The organism is Pseudomonas sp. B20(2017), from assembly GCF_002113125.1.
Taxonomy (GTDB): Bacteria; Pseudomonadota; Gammaproteobacteria; order Pseudomonadales; family Pseudomonadaceae; genus Aquipseudomonas.
Genome location: NZ_NEJP01000014.1, coordinates 59,027 through 83,490, shown reverse-complemented (window position 1 = coordinate 83,490; position 24,464 = coordinate 59,027). Strand labels below are relative to the sequence as shown.

At 58.4% G+C, this 24,464-nt stretch carries 21 protein-coding genes and 1 pseudogene; 9 read left to right on the top strand and 13 right to left on the bottom strand.

All coding sequences use genetic code 11. From position 1 onward, the window contains the following. Positions 1-46: 46 nt before the first annotated feature. The gene (gene gabP, locus CAF63_RS20440) at positions 47-1,453 is read right to left on the bottom strand and encodes a GABA permease (RefSeq protein ID WP_085688210.1); all 1,407 of its coding nucleotides are present in this window, start codon (positions 1,451-1,453) and stop codon (positions 47-49) included. Between the two features lie 315 nt (positions 1,454-1,768). Further along, positions 1,769-2,416, bottom strand: a complete 648-nt coding sequence (locus CAF63_RS20435; RefSeq protein WP_085688208.1) for a hydrolase — start codon at positions 2,414-2,416, stop codon at positions 1,769-1,771. Positions 2,417-2,593: 177 nt separating this feature from the next. Between CAF63_RS20435 and CAF63_RS20430 the strand changes: the two genes are divergently transcribed. Continuing rightward, positions 2,594-3,517 (top strand): LysR family transcriptional regulator, encoded by a 924-nt coding sequence (locus CAF63_RS20430; protein ID WP_085688206.1) that lies wholly within the window; start codon positions 2,594-2,596, stop codon positions 3,515-3,517. Positions 3,518-3,537: 20 nt separating this feature from the next. Beyond that, positions 3,538-3,999, top strand: coding sequence for an L-alanine exporter AlaE (gene alaE / locus CAF63_RS20425; RefSeq protein WP_085688204.1), 462 nt, complete (start codon positions 3,538-3,540; stop codon positions 3,997-3,999). A gap of 13 nt (positions 4,000-4,012) precedes the next feature. On the opposite strand, the gene CAF63_RS20420 is transcribed toward alaE, so the two are convergent. Continuing rightward, positions 4,013-5,227, bottom strand: a complete 1,215-nt coding sequence (locus tag CAF63_RS20420; RefSeq protein ID WP_085688202.1) for an aldose 1-epimerase family protein — start codon at positions 5,225-5,227, stop codon at positions 4,013-4,015. A 572-nt stretch (positions 5,228-5,799) separates the two neighbouring features. Here CAF63_RS20420 and CAF63_RS20415 point away from each other — a divergent pair. Further along, positions 5,800-6,162 carry a DUF6124 family protein gene (locus CAF63_RS20415; RefSeq protein WP_074690741.1) on the top strand — a complete coding sequence of 121 codons (363 nt, stop codon included), beginning with the start codon at positions 5,800-5,802 and terminating at the stop codon, positions 6,160-6,162. 305 nt (positions 6,163-6,467) lie between these two features. Here CAF63_RS20415 and CAF63_RS20410 read toward each other — a convergent pair whose 3' ends face one another. The 9 genes and pseudogenes from CAF63_RS20410 to CAF63_RS20365 all read right to left on the bottom strand — a co-directional run bounded on the left by CAF63_RS20410 (position 6,468) and on the right by CAF63_RS20365 (position 16,760). Then, positions 6,468-10,502, bottom strand: a complete 4,035-nt coding sequence (locus CAF63_RS20410) for a hypothetical protein (RefSeq protein WP_085688200.1) — start codon at positions 10,500-10,502, stop codon at positions 6,468-6,470. Positions 10,503-10,515: 13 nt separating this feature from the next. Continuing rightward, the gene (locus CAF63_RS20405) at positions 10,516-10,923 is read right to left on the bottom strand and encodes a DUF6375 family protein (protein ID WP_085688198.1); all 408 of its coding nucleotides are present in this window, start codon (positions 10,921-10,923) and stop codon (positions 10,516-10,518) included. Then, positions 10,920-11,837, bottom strand: a complete 918-nt coding sequence (locus CAF63_RS20400; protein ID WP_085688196.1) for a radical SAM protein — start codon at positions 11,835-11,837, stop codon at positions 10,920-10,922. Before CAF63_RS20400 ends, CAF63_RS20405 begins: the two co-directional genes overlap by 4 nt. Before the next feature lie 510 nt (positions 11,838-12,347). Next, positions 12,348-13,528: pseudogene (gene solA, locus CAF63_RS20390) on the bottom strand (N-methyl-L-tryptophan oxidase). 140 nt (positions 13,529-13,668) lie between these two features. Next, complete coding sequence (locus CAF63_RS20385; protein ID WP_085688192.1) at positions 13,669-13,914, bottom strand: colicin E3-like toxin immunity protein; 246 nt, start codon at positions 13,912-13,914, stop codon at positions 13,669-13,671. Positions 13,915-13,983: 69 nt separating this feature from the next. After that, positions 13,984-14,235, bottom strand: coding sequence for a pyocin S6 family toxin immunity protein (locus tag CAF63_RS20380; protein WP_085688190.1), 252 nt, complete (start codon positions 14,233-14,235; stop codon positions 13,984-13,986). A 71-nt stretch (positions 14,236-14,306) separates the two neighbouring features. Next, positions 14,307-14,537: a hypothetical protein gene (locus tag CAF63_RS20375; RefSeq protein ID WP_085688188.1), complete on the bottom strand. Its 231-nt coding sequence runs from the start codon at positions 14,535-14,537 to the stop codon at positions 14,307-14,309. Continuing rightward, positions 14,534-15,745 (bottom strand): colicin E3/pyocin S6 family cytotoxin, encoded by a 1,212-nt coding sequence (locus CAF63_RS20370; RefSeq protein WP_085688186.1) that lies wholly within the window; start codon positions 15,743-15,745, stop codon positions 14,534-14,536. The genes CAF63_RS20375 and CAF63_RS20370 overlap by 4 nt, the downstream gene beginning before the upstream one ends. Positions 15,746-15,836: 91 nt before the next feature. Next, positions 15,837-16,760 (bottom strand): LysR family transcriptional regulator, encoded by a 924-nt coding sequence (locus CAF63_RS20365; protein WP_085688184.1) that lies wholly within the window; start codon positions 16,758-16,760, stop codon positions 15,837-15,839. 105 nt (positions 16,761-16,865) lie between these two features. On the opposite strand from CAF63_RS20365, the gene CAF63_RS20360 reads away from it, so the two are divergent. The 6 genes from CAF63_RS20360 (at position 16,866) to CAF63_RS20335 (ending at position 23,539) form a co-directional block, all read left to right on the top strand. Next, entirely contained in the window at positions 16,866-18,833 is a 1,968-nt protein-coding gene (locus CAF63_RS20360) for an alkyl/aryl-sulfatase (RefSeq protein WP_085688182.1), read from the top strand. A 147-nt stretch (positions 18,834-18,980) separates the two neighbouring features. Then, positions 18,981-19,850: a GyrI-like domain-containing protein gene (locus tag CAF63_RS20355; RefSeq protein ID WP_085688180.1), complete on the top strand. Its 870-nt coding sequence runs from the start codon at positions 18,981-18,983 to the stop codon at positions 19,848-19,850. A 151-nt stretch (positions 19,851-20,001) separates the two neighbouring features. After that, the gene (locus CAF63_RS20350) at positions 20,002-21,051 is read left to right on the top strand and encodes an NAD(P)-dependent alcohol dehydrogenase (protein ID WP_085688177.1); all 1,050 of its coding nucleotides are present in this window, start codon (positions 20,002-20,004) and stop codon (positions 21,049-21,051) included. 236 nt (positions 21,052-21,287) lie between these two features. Continuing rightward, entirely contained in the window at positions 21,288-21,803 is a 516-nt protein-coding gene (locus tag CAF63_RS20345; RefSeq protein WP_085688175.1) for a GNAT family N-acetyltransferase, read from the top strand. Positions 21,804-21,840: 37 nt separating this feature from the next. Beyond that, a complete protein-coding gene (locus CAF63_RS20340) occupies positions 21,841-22,881 on the top strand; it encodes a GSCFA domain-containing protein (protein ID WP_085688173.1) in 1,041 nt (346 codons plus the stop codon). Then, positions 22,850-23,539, top strand: coding sequence for a hypothetical protein (locus CAF63_RS20335; RefSeq protein ID WP_256574537.1), 690 nt, complete (start codon positions 22,850-22,852; stop codon positions 23,537-23,539). The genes CAF63_RS20340 and CAF63_RS20335 overlap by 32 nt, the downstream gene beginning before the upstream one ends. A gap of 45 nt (positions 23,540-23,584) precedes the next feature. Here the strand turns inward: CAF63_RS20335 and CAF63_RS20330 are convergent, their stop codons facing one another. Further along, positions 23,585-24,454, bottom strand: a complete 870-nt coding sequence (locus CAF63_RS20330) for a TauD/TfdA family dioxygenase (protein WP_085688171.1) — start codon at positions 24,452-24,454, stop codon at positions 23,585-23,587. Positions 24,455-24,464: the final 10 nt, after the last annotated feature.

Here is a 24,464-nt window from a genome sequence, read left to right as displayed (position 1 = left end):
GTCAGGCATGCCGGCGATAGTCCCACAGTTCAAGGCCCCAACACACCTAGGCCTCGCCCGCCGTAACCGCCGCCCTCGCCTGCCCATGCTGCCGCGTGGTCACCAGTCCGATAAAGGAAATCGCCAGCGCCAGGCCAATGGTCGACGTCACTTCCAGACGATGCTCGGGCGTCACCATCATCACCGCCAGCGCGGCGCAGATGAACGCGATCACCAGCCACGTCAGCCATGGAAACAGCCACATGCGAAACGTCAGCTCGACGTTCTGCCGGCGCAGCATCCGGCGCATGCGCAATTGCGAAACCGCGATCACCAGATACACCAGCAACGCAATCGCGCCGGAGCTGGCGAGCAGAAACTGGAACAGCCCAGCCGGCATGAAATAGCTGAACAGCGTCACCCCTGCGCCAATCACGGTGCTGGCAATCACCGCCGCCCTCGGCACGCCCGCCGCAGAGGTCACCTTCAGCGGCTGCGGAGCATCGCCACGACGACCCAGCGAGAACAGCATCCGCGAAGAAATGTAGATCGAGGAATTCATGCAACTGGCCACCGCGATCAGCACGACCACATCGACCAGAAACTTGGCGTTGGGAACGTTCATCAGCTCCAGCGCGCGCTGGTAAGAGCCGACCGACGCCAGCAGCGGATCGTTCCAGGGCACCACGGAAATCACCACGAAAATCGACAGCAGATAAAACACGCCGATGCGCCAGATCACCGAACGCGTGGCCTTGGCGATGTTCTGCGCCGGGTTGCTCGATTCGGCGGCCGCGATGGTCACCGCTTCCGTCCCGATAAAGCTGAACATGATGGTGATGAAAGCCCCGACCACCGCTGACAAACCATTCGGCGCGAACCCGCCGTGCTCTTCCATCAAGCGGCTTAAACCGCTTGCCTCACGCTCCGGAATCCAGCCCATCAACACCGCAAAACCCAGCCCGATGAATCCGATGATCGCCACAACTTTGGCCATCGCGAACCAGAACTCGAACTCGCCGTACTTGGACACGCTGAACAAGTTGGTCACCACCAGCAAAATGATCGACAGCAACGCGAACAACCACGCGTCGATCTGAGGAAACCACTGATTCAAGACATGCCCGGCGGCCAGCGCTTCAATCGGAATCACCAGCACCCAGAACCACCAATACAACCAACCAATAGTGAACCCCGCCCAGCGCCCGATGGCCTGATCGGCATAGGTGGAAAACGATCCCGTGTCCGGATGGGCCACGGCCATTTCACCGAGCATGCGCATGACCAGCACGACCAGCAGACCGGAGAAGAGATAAGCAAGCAAGACGGCCGGGCCGGCGGCGGCAATGGCGTGGCCGGAGCCGACAAACAGCCCCGCACCGATGATGCCGGCAATGGAAAGCATGGTGACATGACGCGGCTTGAAACCCTGCGCCAACTGACCGTTCGAGTCCTTCGAGTTCAGGCTATTCATTGTTTTTGTTGTTCTCTGGTGATCGACGTTTGGGCGTACTGACGACGTGTCAGGCGATCATCATTTCTTCCTGTTGCCCTGCTCCAGAGCGGCGCACCTCAAGCGCTGCAGCGTTACAAATCGGTCGGACGACGACGCAGGGCGATGAAATGATGCGTCACCTTACGTGCCTGGAGTTGATCGCAAATAGCCTGGGAACGGCATGGGGGCGTCTGATTTCGACATGGTGGGCGGTGTTCGACAGAAATCTACCTCGCGCAAAAAGCAAAGGCAGCACCCGTTTTCGCGAGTGCTGCCTTCATCAATTGCCGCTCATCAGGCCTTTTTGCCAGCCTCCTCCATAGCCTTTTCAGCGTTGAACCCGTCGAAGTTCTCGAACACGCCCATAAAGCCCGGGACGGTCACTTCCCGCGCCCAGTCGCGCTGAAGTTCGCAGTACATCTGCACGCGACTGATGAGCTTCGCGCCCGCCTGTTCCATTCGGCGCAACGCCGCTTCGTGTGCGGCGAGCGATGTGCCGCCCACCGCATCGACCGGCACATACACTTCATAACCTTCCTGGATGGCGTCGAGCACCGGGAAGGTCAGACAGGCTTCGGTCCAGAGCGCAGTCATGATGAGTTTCTTGCGGCCAAGCGCCTTGACCGCTTGTTTGAATTCCGTGTCCTCCCAGCTGTTGATTGAGGTGCGGTCATAAGTCGGCAGGTGACCGAGCACCTGTTGCAGCGCCTGAATCGGCGGCTTGTTGCGGCCGGTCGCGACATTGACGGTCGAATGGATGATCGGAAGGTCGTAGTTGAGCGCCGCCTTGGCGACGCTGGTGATGTTGAAGACGAGTTCGTCACGCGGCATCGAGCGGATCGAGGAAACCTGAACAGGCTGATAATCGATGATGATCAGCGCCGAGTTTTCCGGGGTCAGCAACTGATCGGTGTGGGCGTTGCGGAGCGTTTCGCTTGCCATGGGCAAATCCTTTTTATGGGTGACGCACGTTTGTGAAAGGGCCGAAGCCCGTGCGGACAATCGATTCCAGGACACGCAAGAAGCCTGTTGTGCCCGGAAATCCATTGTGCTGTTCCCATGTTCGAGGCAGTAGTAGCATTGCGCGACGTGCTGTGTCGCACAAAGGGGAACGCAAGCGTGGATATCGAAGAACTACAGACCTTCGTGGAAGTGGCTGATGCTGAGGGTATTTCGCAGGCGGCACTGCGTCTTGGCGTATCGAAGTCGATCGTCAGTCGTCGCCTGGCCCGGCTTGAAACCGAACTGGGCGTGCAACTGCTGGCACGCTCGACGCGCGGATCGGCACTCACGGAGGCCGGTGCGATATTCCGCGACTACGCCGCCAGGGTCTGCACCGAAATCAACGTCGCCAAGGAAACGATCCTGCCCACCGGCGCCCTTCGCGGCCGCCTGCGCGTGGCCGTCCCGCTGTCGTTCGGCCCGACTCACTTCGCACCGGTACTGGCGGAAATGGCGCGCCGTCACCCTCAGTTGCAGATGCAGACTTGCTACAGCGATCGCTTCGTTGACCTCATCACCGAGGGCTACGATTGCGCCATTCGGGTGGGTTATCTGAAGGACTCCAACCTGATCGCAAGGCGTATCGGCCCGGTCTACACCAAGCTCGTCGCGAGCCCGGACTACATAAAGGCGCACGGCAGCCCTGAGAAACCGGACGACCTGGTCAACCATCAGGCGCTCATGCAGGCCACGGAAGCCTGGCAATTCATGGACGGCGACAAGATCATCACGGTTCGTCCGCAAGGACGCTTCAAGGCCGACAACGGCACCGCTCTCGCCGCTGCCGCAGTCGCAGGCCTCGGCGTCGCCTACCTGCCCGACTGCCTCACCCATGAGCACCTGGCATCGGGCGCACTGGTGCAGATCATGACCAATCATCCCCCACCTCCGGCCGGTGCCTACCTCCTCCGCCCGCCGGGTCCGCATCCCGCCCGGAAAATACGCGTGCTCACTGAACTGCTGATCGAGTTCTTCGGCGAATCTCCGCACCTGGCGGTGCAGCCGCTGTCACACCAGGAGGATGCGCTCGCTAATACCTGAACCAGGACAGGAGATGTGATTTGCTTCAACACTCGCAACAGTCAATGCGTCGGACTGCGTTTTTCGCAGACACAACGGCGCTGATCCTGTTTTTCACAACCACCGGCATCATCAATGAACGATTCATTGCCGGCATGACGTGGGATCAGGTTCTTCATGCGCGCCTTCTCGGCGCCGTATTGATGGTGCCCGTCGCGAGACCTTACGGCCTGTGGCGGGACTGGGTGATGAAGCGCGCCAGTCAACGTCGGGTTTCCAGATTGCTGTGGGACAGCTTCGCCCTTGTCAGTTTTCAGGTACCGATCTATGCAGCAATCATTGCCTCCACCGGCGCGTCGGGAGGTGAGCTGATGCGCGGCACGCTCGGTGCGGCGTTGATGATGCTGGCGCTGGGGCGACCTTATGGGGCATTTCTTAATGGTGTGCGCAAGGTGTTCGGCTTGCCTCCGGGAGGCGACAAGCCGATGTCGCTGAACAGTTGAGCGACCGCCGGCTTCACCCCTTGGTCAGATCAACCAACGGTGCCTGCCGCACCTCGGTCTCCCGCCCGCCCTGAATGTCGCTCACCTGCTTCAAGGCCTTATCCACGGCCGCCTTATCCGCCAACAAGCTGTAGCTGATGCGGAACTGTTTGTGTTCCTTCGGCCCGATGGTGGGCACCAGGTTCAGTGGGCGCTGATAACGGCGGTTGTAGGAAAAACTCGTTCCCGGCTCCAGCCCGGTGACATAACCCTGACCTTGGGTATCGGTGTTCTTCCACAGTGAAAACACCGGCAATGTCTGCGTATTGAAGCCAACCGAAACGCCCAGGCTGCCGGCCTTGTTATGCAACACGGTCAACGTATCGCCCTTGGCATCGGCATACGGCACGACGTTGTAAACCGTTTCGTCGTAGTCCTTGGTCGGTGCGCGATAGGTTTGCCATTCAGCCAAATCGCCCTTGGCCTTGTCGTTGAACGGCGACACCTGTTTCACCGGCGCGGCGAAACGAGCGCCCTGCTCCAGGAATGGGGTGCTGAAGTTACTGTGGTACAGCGCCTGGTATTCCTTCGGATAGTCACCGTTGTTGGTCAGGGTGTCGTTAAGCGCGAAAACTACGCTGCCGGGCTCGGTGACCAGTTCGGTGGCGACGGAGAAGTCGACTTTCTTGAACGCCTGCTCTTTCAGCTCACCGCGCAGGGTGATGGCGTACGGTGGCGTTTCATCGATGTGCAGGGTGACTTTGTTCGCAGGAATGTTGGCGGCCCGACCGTGCAGGGTCAGCAGCTCGCCGTTGTCGACACCGGGGTGGCCGACCCATTCGTATCCGCAGCGGGTCACCAGCTCATTGAAACCCTCCAGCCAGCCCAGACCACCGCGGCCATTGAGTTCGATGAAGGAAGGATTGACCACTTCCTTGACCGGCGAATCCCAGCCCATGCGCACATTGCCGACCGAGGCCTGCAAGACGTTCATGCCCCGCGTCGGCACCACCGAGAGTTTCATCGTGCCGTTATCGATGTCGACAATGCTGACGCCTTCCTGCCGCCCGCCGTGCAAAGTGCGCAGGCTGACGCTGAAAGGTTTGTCGGTCTTCAGGCCGAGTTGCTGGCTGGTGATCTGCCAGTTCTGAGCGGCTTTGTCGGTGTCGAGCAGAACGTAATCCCAGGCCATGGCGTGAGAGGCAGCGGACAGTGCGCTGAGGGCAACAACGAGTTTGAGCGGGGTCATGGGAGCAGCCTTTTCTTGGAGTTGTTCCTTTTTTATAAACCTGCTGAAACGTTTCATCAAGCTTAAAAAGTGACGTGCGCTGGTAGGTGCCAGGAAAGGATGGGTATGGACAGGAAAATTGAAATCGATATGAACGTGTTAGCCCGCAGACTGGAGTCCGCTTTTTTCAGGAGCGGCATGGGCGTCTGATTTCGACATGGCGAAGGCAGCGTGTTTAAGCGTTTTATGAATGGTGTTTAGAAACGCCCGGCATTACTTCCCCACGGCTACAGCGTCTTGCGTCATTGCCTACGACTACGCCAGAATCCGCCGGCTTGTGCGTCTGGGGTGCGGGTTTTATCGTTTCCGGGTCACTGAAAAACAGTGATCGGGTTTGGTAGCCCGGATTACCTGTCGCATCGCAACACCAGATTGCAGGGACTCTTTCGCCCTCTGTTTTATGGTGGCCATGCGTAGGGCGTCTTCGGACGCGCCGGGTATCCAGGTGACCGGTCTACCAACCTCCGTATGGCCACCACCCTCGTTTGGTAGCGAGGCTGATGGCTCCACTTTCTCACCCTGGAGTTGCATCTATGTTCAAGCCAACACCAAACCCACCGGAAACCGATCCGGTTTCTCCCTACAAATTCCCCGATTCAAGAACCCTGAACGAAGCGGCCGAACGCGCGCTCGACCATTACCTCACCCCGCAACAACGCATCATGGGCAGCCACCACAAACACGACCCCATGTACATGGCCAACCCGGCCTACAACACTGAATCCCTCCTGGCCAACGCCAGCGAATCACTAGGCTCGGCCAGCGAAATGCTCAACAACTTTGCGGCCACGCTGGAGCCTGCTCATCGCAAAACCGCAATCGGGATTGCGCAGTTGGTGATGTTGAGTGAGTTGGCGGTGAATCAGGCGTTGGACCATGTTGAGGTGAAGAGCTAAACCTTTGCCCTCTTTCACTACTGATTGGTAGGACATCTGAGCAAATAACCGAAGCTGCCATAGTGAATGGCAGCTATCGGCTGTGGATTCAACCGGTCGTTCGCAATTGGCTGCATTCGGCCAAGAGCTGTAATTCTGACTGCGCTGTACTTTTAACCTTTTGCCCTAAGCAATTAGCGCGGCGGGTTCGGCACCGTCAGGCTTCCGAGCAGCAAAACCATACCGAATAGTGAACTCTCCGCAGCTCTTTTCTCTACATGACATCTTCCGCCCCCAAAAGTAACGGAATCCACTCTCTTGATAGCCTACGATTGAATGCTCGAAACAGGCTGATATACGTGAGCACACTTGTGAATATGCTGGTGGTCTGCGTAGTACTCGTGCAGATTGTGCGCCACGGCTGACCGGTGATGAAAACCACGCTCTCCCCACATGAGCCATACCAGCACCTTGCCTGACTGAGTCAAATAGCTATCAAGAAGGTCACGACGCAGATAGCTGAGAGAGCCACTGACCTGCGATCCATACTCACCGACTTCGCGGTACAAGGACGCCACACCTGAAGCATCGTGTAAGTCCCAAATGTTAGCGCGGTACCTGAGACTCAAGGCTTCACAGAGCAGTTTAGAGGGCAGGCTTACACCGCTGTTTTGGTTCATGACGCTGTGGTAACTCTCCCAGTTGTACTTCTGCACTGGGATGTCGACTGCGACGCCATTGCCTGCCCACCGATCAGCGGACACCCTGTACTCGGCGCGGTCGCTCTCTTGCTCGTCAGAGACAGGCCGTCCTGGAATCAAGTAGAAAGGCATCTCACCCGCATAGGTGTAGTAATAACCTGGCTCCTCCGGAATAGCGTCATTGCCAGGATATTCGAGACATTTGAACAACGTGCACAATCGGTCGACTTCTCCTTCGTCTACGAGTACGCCTCGGAGGAAGGTGAATATCTGTCTGTCATCAGCGGGAGCATTTTGTTCGAGGAAACCGTCCAGTAAGACCCACGGCCCCATCTGGCCATCAGTCTCTGCGATCTCGAGAATGCCGCTGTAGTCTGGTTGCGGGCCATGCACCAGCCAGTCGCCATTACCTGTAGGCTGGCCGCTGAACACGTCTGGTAGTGGCAGGTCAAAGCTCGCAGCCTCAAGTGGAAACGTCGGGTCTATATCAGCATCTGATGGGCGAGCGTTGCGTTCCTCGGCAAGTAAACCCTTTGCATACCGGACACCCCACATCTCGAAGTAAGCGATCCAGCCGTACTTCTTACCGTATCGGTCGATCTTTTGCTTGTCACCCCCCATGCGAGGGCCGGAGTGCATTTGCCGGTCAGCTGCGTCGAACTGCTCGGGGTCATATCCAAGCACCAGCATACGCGAGACGATTGCCGGCAGCACTTGCTGGTATTGAGGGTTGCTGTCGTCGTAGTTCCAGCGACCTGGAATCAGCCTCCCTATTGTGTAATTGCCGAAGTCCATTCTAATCGCTGCATCCTTTGCATGTTCGATAACCGCCGATTCGTATTGCGGCAAACCGTCAAACGGACTGGGCAGATGGCTGAAAGGTGGTAGTAGGTATGCTGCCTCGTCCTCAGACAAACAAGCCGAATCAACCATCCTTGCAATGCTAATAGTGCCCAGACAGTACTGCTGATACAGGGCATGCCAAGTTGGATGCGACGCGACAGGTGCGAACATCGCTTCATAAATATCACGAGCAACTTGAGGCAGTGCCTCACGCATTTCTACGGCATTGATATCCGACCAGGTGGAGAGCGCCGCACCGTAGGCTGCGGCGAACATTCGCTCTGGGACATATGGGTCTGAAACGACAATTGACTCTATAGCCAGACGGAAAAACTCCCTTGGCCGCTTGACTGCGAATTCATACAAAGTCTTGGTAGCCGCGTCGCGCAGACTTCTAATCGTTGACGTCAGCGTCCACATCACCCAGCGCGCCCGCCGAATCTCTCGCTCGTCCAGATCACTCGATTTCCATCTGGACGACAGGAATTTTAAGTCGTCTTCAATTTCCTCTGATCGCTCTCTAACCCACTCTGACCAGAAAAGATCTCGCTGCGTATTGGGCATGGCCAAGAGCACGCCATGCAAGAAGTCCATGTCAAATGGATGCGCTCGTGCTGCCCTGGTACTCCGAAGTCTCTTGAAGGCTAATCGTGCAAACGGTTTCGATTCCTGCATTGCGCACGCAAAACGCTCCACCGTTTCACGGCTGATGTGTCGTGGGTCTGACTGTGCCGTCAACAACAGGGCGTTCATGACAAGACTCTCGTCCAACAAGTCTTGCCAAAGTTGGCGGCGGTCACGGTATTGCGGATATAGCCCAGCCAGAGCTCGGAATACGTCATATGCAAAGGTATGCGCTCCAGACTCACGGAATTGAAAGAGCGCGAGTCCCTCGCTACTTTGCAGCCACTGCGCCAAGCCAGGGTTAGTGAGCAGATGGCGCGACATGATATGTCCGGCCATCAGGTCGTATGAAAACGCGATTCCTTGGCCGCCTTCTCCAGAGGTAGTTCGAACGAGTATGCCTTCGGACTCCAAAGCGCGAATGATGCTGGCGTCCCAGTGGCCCCCATCTCCAACTGCGGCTCGTGCAACTTGAAACTCCACGTTTCTCGCATTGCTCTCCCAAAAAAGCCCCGCGATCATCAGCAGCGCATCTTGTACCTCCTCCTGGTAGATACGATGCGCAGTTGGTGAAAGCTCGGCAATTCGTGCTGCGACCCTGTCGAAGTGCGCTTCGAACAGGCTTGTAAGCGAACTGGGCAGCGCCTCCACCCCGACAAGGTGCTGACGCCTAGGGTTCGCCACCTCGCAGAAGATTCTCAGCGTCAATGGGTGCTGCAAGAACTCGATTGGAAGATCCGCATCGGTGGCGTCGATCTTGTAGTACTCAAAATACTTGTCGATGGCCGTCTGCGGGGACTCTTGGAATCCGTTGTGCTCAACTTGAAGAAAGTCCTCTGGTAGGCACATTTGCGCGAACTCATTACGCAGAGTGACAACTAGCAGAACGTACGGAAAGTCCTCTAGAAGCTCTTTCGCTCGTGCGAGTTCATCCCTCCAGTTTCTGGGGTCTTCTGCCTCATTCAGACCGTCAATGACGATGGGAATGCGCTTGCCCGCGCGCTGACCCGCTGCATCAACAGCCTCAACCAGCCGGTCAAAGCTATCTGCAGGTCTGCCAGAAATCTTGAAGGCAGAAACGAGATCGTCAAGTCCCCGGCCTGCATGAAGATTCTTGCCCAGCAGCAAGACACCACCAGGGAAGTCTCCGTCTGGCTGCGTCACCTTTACGGCAAGCTCCGACTTTCCTTCGCCTGCAGCTGCAAGCACGGCCACAGCTCGAACACCGATCGCCCCCTCGAGACTGAGCAGCGCTGACGAAACGGCGTGGATATCCGCGACCAGATTTGCAGCAAGCGGAGCTCCACCTGAACGCGCCCCACGCAGCTTCGCGAGAAGCCTGTCATAGCGCACCGTTTGCGGCAGATTCGCCGCCAGCATTTGCTGTACAGAATCAAAATCGCCCCTGCCGAGTACTGTGAGCAGGTCATCTAGCAAATTAGCTAATCCGGCGGCTCGATCCAGAAGCAAGTCGACTTCGGCCTTGAGTTCGGCTTTGATTTGCTTCGTAAGCGCCGCGATGCCGGTGCAGTTCGTATTGAGGGCACTTGAGAGCTTCTTCAGTGTGTCCCATGCATTCTGACCACCTAGATGCCTGAGTACTTTCTCTTCGGCTCCAACGACAACATGAACTTCCTGTTGGAATCGGCGCTTGAAAGGAGCTGCAGCGAGCCTATGCTGCTCAGCAAGTAGCTCAGGAGTCAGAACGAGCTCACCGAAGTAGGTTTCTCGAAGTAATGCTCCTGGCCCTACCAAAAGGTCTTCGATATCCGTTGCCGTCAGTAGCTCCAATTTCAATTGGGGGAAGCGGTCTTTTTCAAGTGCGAAGAACCACTCTTGATCTCCCTTGGTCAGTGTATGGTGTGTCCAAAGCTTCCAATCGGTTACACCCGGAACATGCTCGCGCGTCTTTTCTATGCCCTCGACGATCTTTTTTTTTCGCGCGGCTCCCAAGTCTTGCCCATTTGCCAGCTCGTACCATTTGCATTGCCAGCCAATCCAGCGTGGCGGCGCCCCAAGATCACAAGACGCCGTCAACTGAAGATGGAACTCTACGCCAGGCTGGTTTGCAAGTTGCTTGAAATGGCCAAAGCGCCCGTAATGGCGGCGCACCAAAGAGCGGCACAACCTCTCGAAGTTTTCATCCGCAGCGCCGGGAAGCTCGCTGAATACATTCCAATTTGCTTTAGGCATCAGCGTTTCTCCGTCAGCTGGCGTCGACGAAATCAGAGGGATAGTCGTGCACCGAGAAGATTTCGACCTTAGCCCCAGACTCAATGAAGAGCTTCACGAACGCGGATACGTCCGACTCGTCAGTCGTTACAGTGATTCGACCGTCTTCACGCTTGAGGTCAAAGTCAGATATCAGCTGTCCGAGTTCACTCGGAGCCAAGGAATGGACGTTTAGGCTGCACAGTAATGAGAGCATGTCTTCTGAAAATCTCTGATTTTCAGGTTTAGCAAAAGGGATGGAGTCGCTGTCGTCTTTAGATGCCTGAGCGCTGAGCTTGTCAATATCCTTCTCGACCTTCTCGGCATCTTGCGCTCGCTTAAACTTCCCAATGAGAACTAGGTTCATCGAATGCTCAGACCCGTATCCGCTCCAAATCTTCATGGCTGCGTCTCTCCTTGGATTTCGAAGGTATTTCTGAGTCGCTTAAGCGCTGACAGAACGCCTGCGTCTCCAATCTTGGCGCCGACATGCGAGTAAGAACTCGCGCGAAGCATGCCGGTTGCATCAATGTGCGCATAGGCCCGAAGACCTCGTTCATCAGGGAGTGGGTCGCAGGTAGGCAATCCTGACGCCCCCACCTCACTCACCGCAAGACGAACCTTACCTCTGTAGTTGGAGACCCAGTCCTGAAGCGCAAGGCCGACCACTCCATCCATGCTTGCGACAGCGGCAGTTGCTTGCTGAGGGAGCAACAGCAGTTCGCTAGCTCCAGCCTTTTGCGCTAGCTCACTCATCGCGTCAAGTTCTGCAACCGTATGTTCGTTGACGACGACGTTGAGCCCAAAGGGCGACAAGGTCGCAATCGACTCTAGGCCTCGAAGTAGACTGGAAAACTGCTTGCCGCGCTGATCTTCATAGGTACGACCGACCCCGTCGACGCTAATACGTGCGAAGTGGATCGAGCCCTTGAGGCGCTCTACCAGCTTTGACGTCAGGCGATGACCATGAGTCGTGAATGTGACCGCGAGCTGAGTTTCACCCGCAACCCGTTTGCATATTTCGACGAAGTCAGGATGCAGCGTAGGCTCGCCGCCGCCAAAACCGACGCCAAGGCCCCCCTCACTATCCAATTCTTTCAACCAGCCGAACACCTGGTCGATATGCAGCGAGGCCTTGTGCTTCGGTGCGTAGCAGTATGCGCAGTGGAGGTCGCAGAGATTAGTGAGAGCAACGGATACCTGACGGGGGGACGTCGACCAAATCGCTTCTTTCGGACGCAATTCGTCTACGAGGATATTGAGGCCAGAAAGTCGATCAAAAAGATGGATCCCGTTTGGGCTAATTCTAGATTTCATAATGCGTTGACACTGAATGAAACCAGAGTCCCTTCTGATAACACATGAGCATTTTTCTTCTTACTTTAAATAGCGACATAATCAGGATACTCGACTATCAGTAAATAACCGGCTACCGGACGATCACATCATCAGAATTGGGTAGGAACGCGGGTGTCTTGTCGAATTGAAAGCACAAAGCAGACCAGATTTGGCGCCCTACGGAGTCGTCGTATGGAAGAGAAAAGGTCGTTTGAGGGGGACGTTTGCCCCCTCTGATGGCACGGAACAAAGCCGCGATTGAGGTCGTCGTGATCGGAATTTTTTTGCAATAGAAGTAGCAGAATTTGCTGGCCTGAAGCTCATCAATCATGTCTGTTTCCCTACGACAAAGAGTGAGACGTGGCATCCGTCGAGTAGAAAGGTAGCTCAGTGCCACTAATGCTGTCTAGATAGATACGCCTTGATACGGCGTGGCTCCCTGCGAGTGATAGCTTGATATTGTGAAAGACCACTATTAGCCGAAAGCAGTCACCCGAAAGCGCTGTCACCCCACTCAAACCGCCCCACCGAAAACAACGAAAGATCCAGCTCACTCTCCCCCCGCAAACACCACTGCGCAAAAGCCTCCCCCAGCGCCGCCGAGTGTTTGAACCCATGCCCGGAGCACGCCGACACCACCAACGTGTGCTGCAACCGTGGATGCTCATCAATGATGAAATGCCGATCCGGCGTGACGGTGTAGGCGCAAACCGCTGACTTCACGACCCGATCCGTCAGCCCGGCAATCCGCCCATGCACCTGCTGCTCGTACATCTCGCGTTCTTCCTCGGCCGAGACTGTGCGATCCAGAGTCTCGGGCGTGGATGCGCTGTGATACTGCGCCGTCGCCACTTTCAAACTGCCCTCCCCCGGCAACGCGGGAAAGCCATAGAAATCGTCGTCCGGGCCGTGAGTGAAGATGAACGTGGGTGAATGGCCAACCAGTCCTGCGTCTGGCTCGGTTTCGAACCAGAACAGTTTTCGCCGATAGACGCTGAGCAGTCTGTCGAACGGCGCGCCGAGCAAGCCGCCCGCCCAGTTGCCGGCGGTGACCACCAGTTTGTTCGCCCGCACGGTGCGCTGGTCGGTGGTGACGGTGACGCCCTGTTCGTCCGAGCTGATGTGGGTCACGGTCTCGCCCTTGTACAGCGTGGCGCCGTGTTGTTCGGCCAGTCTGAGTTGCACGTCGATGCAGCGTTCGGGCCGTACAAAACCGCCTTCGGGCTCGAAGTAGCCAATGGCGTCGTCGCGCACCTGGGCAAACTGCGGGAAGCGCTGGCGGATCTGGGCAGCGTTGAGGACTTCGTGTTCGATGCCGTAGGTCTGTGCCAGGGCGATGGTGCGCAGGGTGAAGTCGGTTTCGTCGGCGGGATCGAAGTCGGGCTGGAGGTCAGCACCAGCAGGCCGGTCTGTTCGAACAGGGACTCGCCCGACAGCGCTTCCAGTTCGCGCCAGATGCGGTGGGAGTTGCGCACGATGGGCACGTATTGCGCGCCCTCGCCCACGGACAGCCGGGTGATGCGGGTGTCGCCGTGACTGGAGCCGAATGTGTGCGGTGGATGGTGGCGGTCGATGCCGACCACGTTGACCCCGGCCTTCGCGAGTTGATACACCGTGGCCGCGCCCATGGCGCCGAGGCCGATAACCAGTGCTTCGCATCGTTCCATGATTGGTTTCCGCTCAGGCAAAAGAGCCACAGTGAAGCGGATCAGGCGATGGAAAACAATCCGCTGAAAGCCGAGCGCAGGCAAAAACGCGGGAAGCGAGCTAATAGGCGTGCCATTTACTGTCAATCAGCCGTCTTGCGGTGCTAGCTGTAGTCAAATGAGATTTGATAGTCGTTGGTACTCAGAGCGATCTGATGTTGAAAGTACAGCTGAATAGTCGCGACCCACTTCTCGACGACGTTGAAGCTACCATTATTAATGTTGCCCTCTACTGGAATGCCCAAGTCATTCAATACTGATTCATCATCCCCCAGATCTTTTGACGTCTCCTCACCCTGGAGTTCCAAGGTTGCTGTGTCGTACCACTCCAGTCTCAGCTCCAGTCCCATCTCCTCCCCACAGATATCTTTTTGACGAAAAAAGGGACGGTGGACCGGTACCCTTTGCTCTCCGCAGTATCAGTACTTCGCACAGGTGCCCATGAAATACTCCAGACCGCTCGGGAAGCTGACATCCAGCAGGGCTCCCAGTGCCGCTACCTGATCCTCGCGCAGTAACAACTCACCTGGTTCCAGTTCGCTCAGGGGCTTGGACTCAATGAGCTGTGCAACTTTTTCATTCATTTCGCTACCGTCGATATCCAGCTCAAACTGCAGAGTGCCGTCTTGGGCGTCATCGGGGTAAAAGCCGGTTATTGAAAGGAAGAGCATCGCTTGTTCCTTCATGAAAAAAGGGCCGGATATATTCTCGTGAATAGATCCGCCCCCTTTACTTTTTCTGTCTATACATTGCATGTCAGTTGGAAATAGAAATTTCGATCCTCAATCGACCTACCGACAAGCTCTTCGATTGCTTGCATTTGTGGCTGGCTCAAATCATAGCCTTCCCACCCCTGCGGTTCTTCTTTCCAACCCATGATGGCTTTGATTTGCTCATCACATCCCTGTGGCAATTCGATAACGAAAGCCTGGAAGTCTGTCTCGATGTCAAAAGCTTCTACTAAAAATCTCAAGGTTCAATGCTCCTTTTCTTACCTTTTTTAGATTTTTTATTCTTTTTTGTAGATGTCGGCTCGCCTGTGTTCGGATCGAACTCTCCAAGGTGTTTACCTCTAGCATCATATTTTTCGACTGTACCGTGCATAGAGTCCCATTCAAGAATCAAACCCTTTGCAGTTTTCCATCTTTTGCGTTTCGCCCCACCACCTTGTACAGACGTTTTACGGCCTACGATTCTTGCATCAGGAAAGGCTGGGAGCATGTCGGGAGCCGGATGGTACTCGTGGTCCCCCGCGTGGGTGCTGACAACAATGTAAAGCGGCTTAAGCCCCGACTCTGCCGGAAAAACCAGAATAAAATCCCGATACTCCGGCGGATAAACCGGATTCACCAGAATCCCGTCCGCCGCTTTCGTCGGCGGATATACCCAGATATGCGGCGCCTGCGGAGCAGCCTCCAGTGCCGGGATACCGAGGATGTCGGAACCATCCACCGCAGGCGTCCAGACCAGCTCAACACCTTCACCAAGGTCTGCAACAAACCGGCTACCGCGTGCAGCAAACTGCACGACATCAACCATCTCCCAATCGCGATTCTTGCCGGTATAGAAGCCATATCCCTTCAGGCTGCCATCGGCCAGCTGTTCAACACGCAGGCGCACGCGGGTTCGGGCCTGCTTGAGGGCGAGCAACTGGTCTTCCGTGTAGAGGGCGCTGTCGCCCAGGTTAGAGGGCATGAACATCGCCACCAGCCCGACCAGCGGGGTTATGACGGCAGCAGAGGCCATCGCGGGCAATGCCTTGAACGCCTCACCGGCAAGGGCAAAAGTGCCCAACCCCGCAGGAATGGCGGTGCCGCTGATTTTCTTGAGTTCAACCCCACCGCTGTCATCGGCTTCCCGGCCACCCAGCAAAATCAGCTCGCCGTAGTCCTTCAGGCTGTCAGTCGGCACCATCCCCGAAGGATTGGAGTAATCGATAATCGCGTCCGGCAGCTTGCACGACTTGGCAAACACGCAACCGGCGCGCGCTGGCTCTGGCTTGTTCGCCGCCATCTCACGGCTGCGTTCGAAGGCGTCTTGCCGCGCCAGCATGGCGTCGTACTTGTTTTGTCGGTCGTTCTGATCAGCCAGTTCGGTGGCCGTCATATAGCGGTAGGTAACGTGATGCCCGTCGCCCGCCGGTGGGTTGGGAACCCGGGGAATGTCCTTTTGACCAGCCACTGATTGTCCTTTCGTTCATGCATCGACAGCCCCTCGCAAGAGGCTGCACGACGTTAACGAAGCAGGAAAATCGTGGCTGTAGGACGCGTCTCTAAAGACGTGGGGATTGTTCGACGTGAACGGATTGCATCTCGGCAACGACCGCCTCGATCACACACAGCGCGGTCGGCGACAAGCTTCTACCCTGCAAACTCACCACACCAATTTCAGAATGAAATCCCGGCCTGTCGACAACATGAAGCTCGATCAAACGCCCCACCCGAATATCTTCAGCCACGGCGCCATGGATGACGCCAAGGATGGTGTCGGTTGAACCAGCGACGGTCTTGAGCAACGCCACATCATCACACTCCAGCACGATGGGCAGCGTCTGGCGGGTGGAGATGCCGAGGGTTCCGGCGGTTTCAAGCTTCACCACTTCCGGCAGGCGCGTCGTGGCGATGCCGTAACCTTCCAGTTCGCCCATCTGCACTTTACGCCCTGCCAGCGGGTGCTCCGGTCGTACGAAAAAGCCTGCCGAGACCTGGCCCAGCGAACGGATCAGCAGGTCGGATTCCGCCGTGAAGTTGCGGATATCGGCCACAAAAAATTCGATCGCTTCAGCGCGCAACCGCGCTTCGAGAATCTGCCAGTTGTTCACTTCCACCCGCAGCGTAACCGCCGGGTGATCCTGACGCAGTCGCGGCACCACTTGATGCATCAACATCGCAGCCGGGAAAGGCCCGACGCCAAAGGCGAGGCTACCCAGTTGGCGATCGCTATAGAGCGCCATGTCCCGCTCCAGCGAGCGGGCATCGAACAGCAGTCGCCGCGCCCGCTCGATCAGAAACTCTCCCGCCGGCGTCGGGCGGACGTCGCCGGTGTCGCGGTCGAACAGGCGCTGCCCCGTTTCACTCTCCAGCGCCTGAATGCTGCGACTCAGGGCCGGCTGGCTGAGGTGCATGCGCTCGGCCGCGCGACCGAAATGGCGTTCATCGGCCAGCGCGAGAAGGTGTGACAGTCGTTTAAGGTCCATTCGCCCGATGCTAGCGACGCATTATCCGGATGTAAACAATGCATTGGATACATCACCGCCCTGCCTCTAGGCTGGAGCGCATTCGACCCTCGGAGAACAACAAGAATGAAACCGACCCTCTGCACGATCCTCGCCCTGACGCTGGTGTCCCTCGGCGGCTGCGACAACAAGCCCGGCGTCGCAGCCGGCGACGCCACGCCCGCCACGGCAGCGATGATCCAGGCGTCGATCAAGGGCCTCGACCTCAGCGACAACCGCGACATGGAAGATGCCCGGCGCGGTTTCATCGCTCGCCCCACCGGCAAGATCCTCGGCGCTGACGGCAATGTCCTGATCGATTTCGATGCGTACCGTTTCGTCGAAGGCCAGGCGCCAGCCACCGTCAATCCTAGCCTGTGGCGACACGCGATGCTCAACGCGCAGATCGGTCTGTTCAAGGTCCGCGATGGGATTTACCAGTTGCGCGGTTTCGACATCGCCAACATGACGCTGATCGATGGGCAAACCGGCTGGATCGTGGTTGACCCGCTGACCTCCCGTGAATCCGCCGCCGCAGCGCTGGCCTTCGCCCGCGAGCATCTGGGCAACAAGCCCGTCACCGCGATCATTTTCACCCACGACCATGCCGACCATTTCGGCGGTGTGCTGGGCATCACTTCGGCCAGCGAAGTGGCCCAACGCAACATTCCCATCGTCGCGCCGGCCGGCTTCATGGAAGAAGCCACCAGCGAAAACATTCTCGCAGGCCCGGCGATGGCGCGGCGTTCGATGTATCAGTTCGGCAAGAACCTGACGCCGGGCGTCACCGGCATCGTCGACACCGGGCTGGGCAAAAACGTCGCTTACGGCAGCATGGGCATCCTGCCGCCGACGCAGATCATCGACCAGCCGATCCAGCCGCTGGTGCTCGACGGCGTCAACTTCGTCTTTCACAACATGCCCGGCGCGGAAGCCCCGGCCGAGCTGACCTTTTCTATCCCTGCGCTCAAGGCCTACGGCGGTGCGGAGCTGCTGGCGCAGACCATGCACAACCTGCTGCCGATCCGTGGCGCGAAGGTGCGCGATGCACTGCGCTGGTCCGACTACACGCAAATCGCCCTCGATGAGTTGGGCGACACCGAGGTCTATTTCGGTCAGCACAACTGGCCGATCTGGGGCAACGAGCGGATCCGCGAATTCATCACCAAGCACCGCGACGTCTACAAATACCTGCACGACCAGACCGTGCGCCTGATGAACGCCGGCTACACCCCCAACGAGATCGCCGACAAGATCCAGCTGCCGGATTCGCTGGCCTCGTACTTCGGCACCCGTGGCTATTACGGCGACCTGCGCCACAACGTCAAGGCGATCTACCAGATGTACCTGGGCGCCTACGATGGCAACCCCGCACACTTGAATCCTCTGGTGCCCAAAGAATCCGCCAAGCGCTACGTCGAATTGATGGGAGGCAACGCCAAGGTGGTCGAAGCCGCCCGCGTGGCCTATGACAAGGGTGAATACCGCTGGGTCGCCGAGCTGCTGGATCAGGCCGTGCTCGCCAAACCCGACGACACGGCCGGCAAGGAACTGCTGGCTCGCGCGTACGAACAGATGGGCTATCAGGCGGAGTCGGCGACCTGGCGCAACAGCTACCTGACCGCTGCCATGGAGCTGCGCAACGGCCCGCCGGCCAAGGGCGTCAAACGCTCGGATCTGATCGAACTGATGAAGCAGACACCCACCGAACGCTTCCTCGAAGCCATGGCCGCGAGCCTCGACGGGCCGGCGGCGGATGGCAAGAACTGGACGTTCAATCTGGTGCTGACCGATACGAATGAATCGTTCGTGCTGTGGATCGAGAACGCCGTGCTGCACTATCGAAAAGGCCCGACGGCGGCGAATGCCAACGCAACGCTGACCGTCACCAAGGACCTGTTCGTCCAGCTGCTGGGCGGCACCGCCGGCCTGAAGGAAACGCTCACCTCTGATGATCTGAAGGTGGAAGGCAGCAAGGTCGATCTCGTGAGGTTTCTGGGGTTGCTGGAAAAGGCGCCGGGGAATTTCGCGATTGTTGCCCAGACGCGCGACTGATTCACAACGCACCGTGCGAGTGTAATGATTCGGCCAGTCGGTGCAGGGTGTCAGCACCGACTTTCTGCCTTGAGCAAATACGGCTAGGCGCATACAGGCCGCTATCGTCGATTCTAAGGCCGACCGAATTTCCAGGACTTTCACACCGTGCCCGACACTCCGACTCAAATTGCCTACGCGAGACGCTTCACAGCGGTACTCGCCTACATCGACGCCAACCTTGATGGCGACCTGTCGGTGAAGGCGTTAAGTCAGGTTGCGAACTTTTCCGAGTTCCACTTTCACAGGCAATTTACGGTATTCGTCGGCGTGCCCGTTTCTCGTTATGTGCAGTTGATGCGCCTGCGTCGTGCGGCACACCGTTTGGTCGCCCTGCCTGACCTCTCGGTGATGGACGCCGCGCTGGATACGGGCTTCGATAGTCCCGAGGCGTTTTCGAGGGCATTCAAGCGAGCCCTTGGTCTCTCGCCTGGGACTTTTCGCAAGGCACCGGACTGGAAGGTCTGGCATTCGGTCTTTGCCATTCCTCATTTCTCAAGGAGCATTGCCATGCAGGTACGAACTGTCGACTTCCCCGAAGTTCGCGTCGCCGCACTTGAACACCGCGGCCCCCCGGGGCTTCTCAATCAAAGCGTGCAAACGTTCATCCAGTGGCGCCAGCAAAGTGGCCAGTCACCGGTGGCATCGAGCCGCACGTTCGGGATTCCCTATGGCAATCCCGACACGACACCACCGCAAGACTTTCATTTCGCGATTTGCGGCGAGATTCACGACACCGTGGCACCCAATGCATTCAATGTCGGCGAACTGATCATTCCCGCCGGTCGCTGCGCTGTCGTCCGGCATGTGGGCTCCACCGATCACATCGGCGAAACCATCTACCCGATCTACCGCGACTGGTTACCGGCCAGCGGCGAAGAACTGCGTGATCACCCTCTGTTTTTCGAATACTTGAGCATCAGTCCCGAGACCCCGAAAGATCAGTGGCAAACGGATATCTACGTGCCGCTGCGCTAGCCTGCTCAGGCCCGACCTGCTCTTGCAGCAGGTCGGGCCAATGCGCACGACTGCGAGCAGAATCGGGCAAGCAATCCAGAGAAATGCGCTAACAGAACGGGGACACCGAACGTGAAGATGACTGTCCGACTGATCCTTCGAGGACGTTCCCATGCTTGTACACGCCTACGGTGCCCACGCGGGCGACAAACCCCTTGAGCCCATGCAAATCAATCGCCGCGCGCCGGCGGCCCATGATGTGCAGATCGACATCGCCTTCTGCGGCATCTGCCACTCCGACCTGCACCAGGTACGCGCCGAATGGGCCGGTACCCAATTCCCCTGCGTACCCGGGCACGAGATTGTCGGCCGCGTTTCGGCGGTCGGCGCGCACGTTTCCGAGTACAAGGTTGGCGATTTGGTAGGTGTCGGCTGCATCGTCGACAGCTGCAAACACTGCGACGACTGCGAAACCGGTCTGGAAAACTACTGCGACGGCATGATCGGCACCTACAACTTCCCGACCCCGGACGCACCCGGCTGGACCCTCGGCGGCTACTCGCAAAACATCGTGGTGCATGAGCGCTACGTGCTGCGCATCCGTCACCCTGAAGCTCAACTGGCCGCCGTCGCGCCGCTGCTGTGTGCGGGCATCACTACGTACTCCCCACTGCGCCAGTGGAACGCCGGGCCGGGCAAAAAGGTTGGCGTGGTCGGTATCGGTGGCCTGGGCCACATGGGCATCAAACTGGCCCATGCGATGGGCGCGCATGTCGTGGCGTTCACCACCTCCGAGTCCAAGCGCGAAGCCGCCAAGGCACTGGGCGCGGATGAGGTTGTGGTGTCGCGCAACGCCGAGGAAATGGCCGCGCACACCAAGAGCTTCGACTTCATCCTCAACACCGTCGCCGCGCCTCACGATCTCGACGCGTTTCTGGTGCTGCTCAAGCGCGATGGTGCCCTGACGCTGGTCGGTGCCCCCGCCTCGCCGCATCAGTCACCGAACGTGTTCAACCTGATCATGAAGCGCCGAACCATCGCCGGATCGATGATCGGCGGCATTCCGGAGACTCAGGAGATGCTGGATTTCTGTGCCGAACACGGCATCGTTTCAGACATCGAGCTGATTCGCGCGGATCAGATCAATGCTTCCTATGAAAGGATGCTGCAGGGCGACGTGAAATATCGGTTCGTGATCGATAACGCGACGCTGGCCGGCTGAAAGGGTTGTCTGGAGAAATCAGTGCGCAGCCCTTTGCGGCTCATGCAACACGCTGATTGAACGCTTTTTCATACACATCCCCATGCATCGCAGAACTCCGGGTGAGTAAGGACACTCACCCACTCAGGAAGAGCAACCCTCGCACCCTATGGCAATCGCCCGATACGGTCATTGATCTTTCCCCGCGCACCAAGTAAAAAACCCTCTCTCTTTTTCACCTTCGCAAGGAGCAGCGGATGCTCGAGCTCACCACGCAACGCCTGGACCTGCGCACGATGGTCGAATCCGACTGGCCGCTGTTCCTCAGGCTGCATTCCGAGCCGCAAACCATGCAGTACGTGTTCGGTGAAATCGCCGAGGATCAGGTGCGCAAAGGCTTCGAGCATCGGCTTCCGGCCTGGGGGCCGCAGTCGGATCACTGGTTGTGTCTGGTGGTGACCGACAGGGCCAGCGGGCAGGAACTGGGTGTGACCGGTTTCCGTATCCTGTCGCCGGGGCATGCCGAGGTGGGTTGTCTGCTGTTGCCCGAGCATCAGGGCAAAGGCTTTGGCACCGAGTCGCGGCAGGCGATCATCGACTATGCCGCCGCCATCGGCCTTGACTCGTTGGAGTCGACCGTGACCGACGGTAATATCGCGTCCTGCAAGGTATTGGAGAAATGCGGTTTTGTATTCGAGCGCCGCGTGCCGCAGGCCTATCAGATTGGAGATCAATGGTTTGACGACCTGATCTACCGCTATCAAATCAGCTGAACCCGTTTTATCAGCGACCGCCAAGGAGGCCCTCGTCGTGAATCCTTATCAATGCCTGCCACCCCGCGCTTTCTGGCGCACCGCCGTGGCTGACAAGCCCGCGCTGCACATCGATCAACTGTGGACGCCGCAGTTCGAGATCGGCAACAAGGACGCCATCGTCACCGCCGGCTCGTGTTTCGCCCAGCACATCGGCCGCGCGCTGGTCGAGCGCGGCATGAACTGGCTGGACGCGGAACCGGCCCCGTCCGAATTGCCCAAAACTGACTGGAAGGCCCACAACTATGGGGTGTTCTCGTTTCGTACCGGCAATCTGTACACCCCGGCGATGCTGTGCCAATGGCTCGAATGGGCGCTGGGCATGAGCCTTCCGCCCGACGAAACCTGGGCCCATGACGGACGTTTCTTTGATCCGTTCCGCCCTGCCGTGGAGCCCGACGGCTTTGCCAGCGAGGACGCGCTGTTCGCATCGCGCGAAGCCACCCTCGACGCCATTCGCACCGCCCTGCGTCGGGCCAAAGTGTTTGTGTTCACCCTCGGCCTGACCGAAGCCTGGCAAAACCGTCAGACCGGACTGGTGTATCCCGTATGCCCCGGCACCGTGCGCGGCACCTTCGATCCGCAGCTGCACCGCTTCTGTAACTTCGGCTTCATGGACACCTATGGCGACATGGTCCGGGCGCTGGAGTTGATGCGCTCGATCAACCCGCAACTGCGCCTTCTGCTCACCGTGTCACCGGTGCCCCTGACGGCGACCGCCACGGGCGAGCATGTGCTGAGCGCCACCACCTATTCCAAATCGGTCCTGCGCGCCGTCGCCGGGCAGCTGTGCGAAGACCTGTACGACGTCGACTATTTTCCGTCCTACGAAATCATCACCGGCGCACCGTTCAAGGGCGCGTTCTACCAACCCAATCAACGGGAAGTCACGTCCGACGGCGTTGCGTTCGTCATGCAGCAGTTTTTCGCCGGACTCAATGCCGTTCAACCGGTGCAGATGCCGGCCAGCGTGCCCTCCACCTGCGTGTCCAGCGAGGAGCTTGTCTGTGAAGACGCCGTGCTCGATTACTACGCCTAGGTTTCTGCTGCTGGGCGACTCCCATGCCGGGGTCATCGGCAAGGCGGCGCAGGCCCGCGAGCTGCCGTTCAGCGGCGGTCCGCTGGGCACCGGCCGGGATTTCGCGGTGGATTTTTTCAGCCTGACCCGCCATGACGTGGTGTTTCGGGAGGCAGAGATCGAGCGCCTGTATCGCCAGGCCCTGGAGCCGTTCGAAGTGCCGCAACTGGCGAAGGTCGGGGTGCCGCTGGTGAGTACCCTTGGCCTGAGCCTGCACTATCTCGCCACCGCGCCAAACTGGACGTGCTACCAGACGCCGGACGGCGAGTTCGACGAAGGTTTTCTCGCAGGTCCCCTGTTCGAATCCATCGTCGACACCCTGTCCCGACCTGCGCTGGCGTTCTATGAACAGGCCCGGGCGATGAACCTCAAGGTGTTCGCCGTACTGCCGCCGCAGCGGGTGCCGGAACTGTCCGACTCACGAGTATTCATGGCGACGCAGGCGCTGCTGATCGAGCGACTGCAAGGGCTCGGTATCGAGCTGATAGACGTACGCGAGGCGGCGAACGATGAGCAGGGTTTTCAGCGTTCGGCGTACTGCGAAGTGGATGATCCGCTGCACGGGAATCTGGCGTTCGGCGAGTTGATCGTCGAGCAACTGCTCAAACAAGGAATTTAGACCCGGACCTGTGGGAGCGAGCAAGCTCGCTCCCACAGGGGGTCATCACGCCTTCGGCTGCGCCCCCAGAATCGTCACCCGCTCGCCATACCGCGAATACGGGAAGTAATCCCAGACCGCATGGTGCTGGGTGCAACGGTTGTCCCAGAACACCAGCGTATTCGGCGCCCAGCGCACGCGGCAGCTGAGGACCGGCTCCCGCGCCACCAGATCGAACAACATGTTCAACAGCACCTGACTTTCACCGCCGGACAACTGGACGATGTGCGACGTGAACCCGGAATTGACGAACAGCGTTTTGCGCCCGGTTTCCGGGTGGCGAACCACCACCGGGTGTTCGGTTTTCGGCAGGTTGGCCGGCGCCTCATAACCCTTCCACGGAATCGCGCCGTCGTGGATCGCGGTCAGTTCGCCGAGAAACTGCTGCATCGTCGGCGAGAGCATTTCCAGCGCCAGGTGCATGTTGGCGAACAGCGTATCGCCGCCCGTGCCGATGGCCGGGGTTTCCTTGACGTACAGCATCGAACCCATGGACGGCGCCAGATCGGCGGTGCCGTCGGTGTGCCAGGTTTCGCCGGCCACGTAGCGCGATTGCGCATTGGCGCGGATCACCACCAGTTCCGGATCATCGCCGTCGATGTCTTCCACCGGCAGCGCCCGCAGTTCACCGAACAGCCGGCCAAACGCCTTGTGCTCGTCCACCGTCAGGTGCTGATCGCGGAACACCACCACGTGGTTTTCCAGAAAGGCCCGGCGGATTTCCGCGAACTGCTCGTCGCTCAGCGGTTGCGAGAGATCGACGCCGCCGATCTCGGCGCCGATGATCGGCGTGATCCGCTCGACCGTGATGTGCTGATACGGCGCGCGCCGTTCTGCGGCGATGCGCTCGATTGCCTTGAGTGCCAACTGATCCATGTTCCCTCAC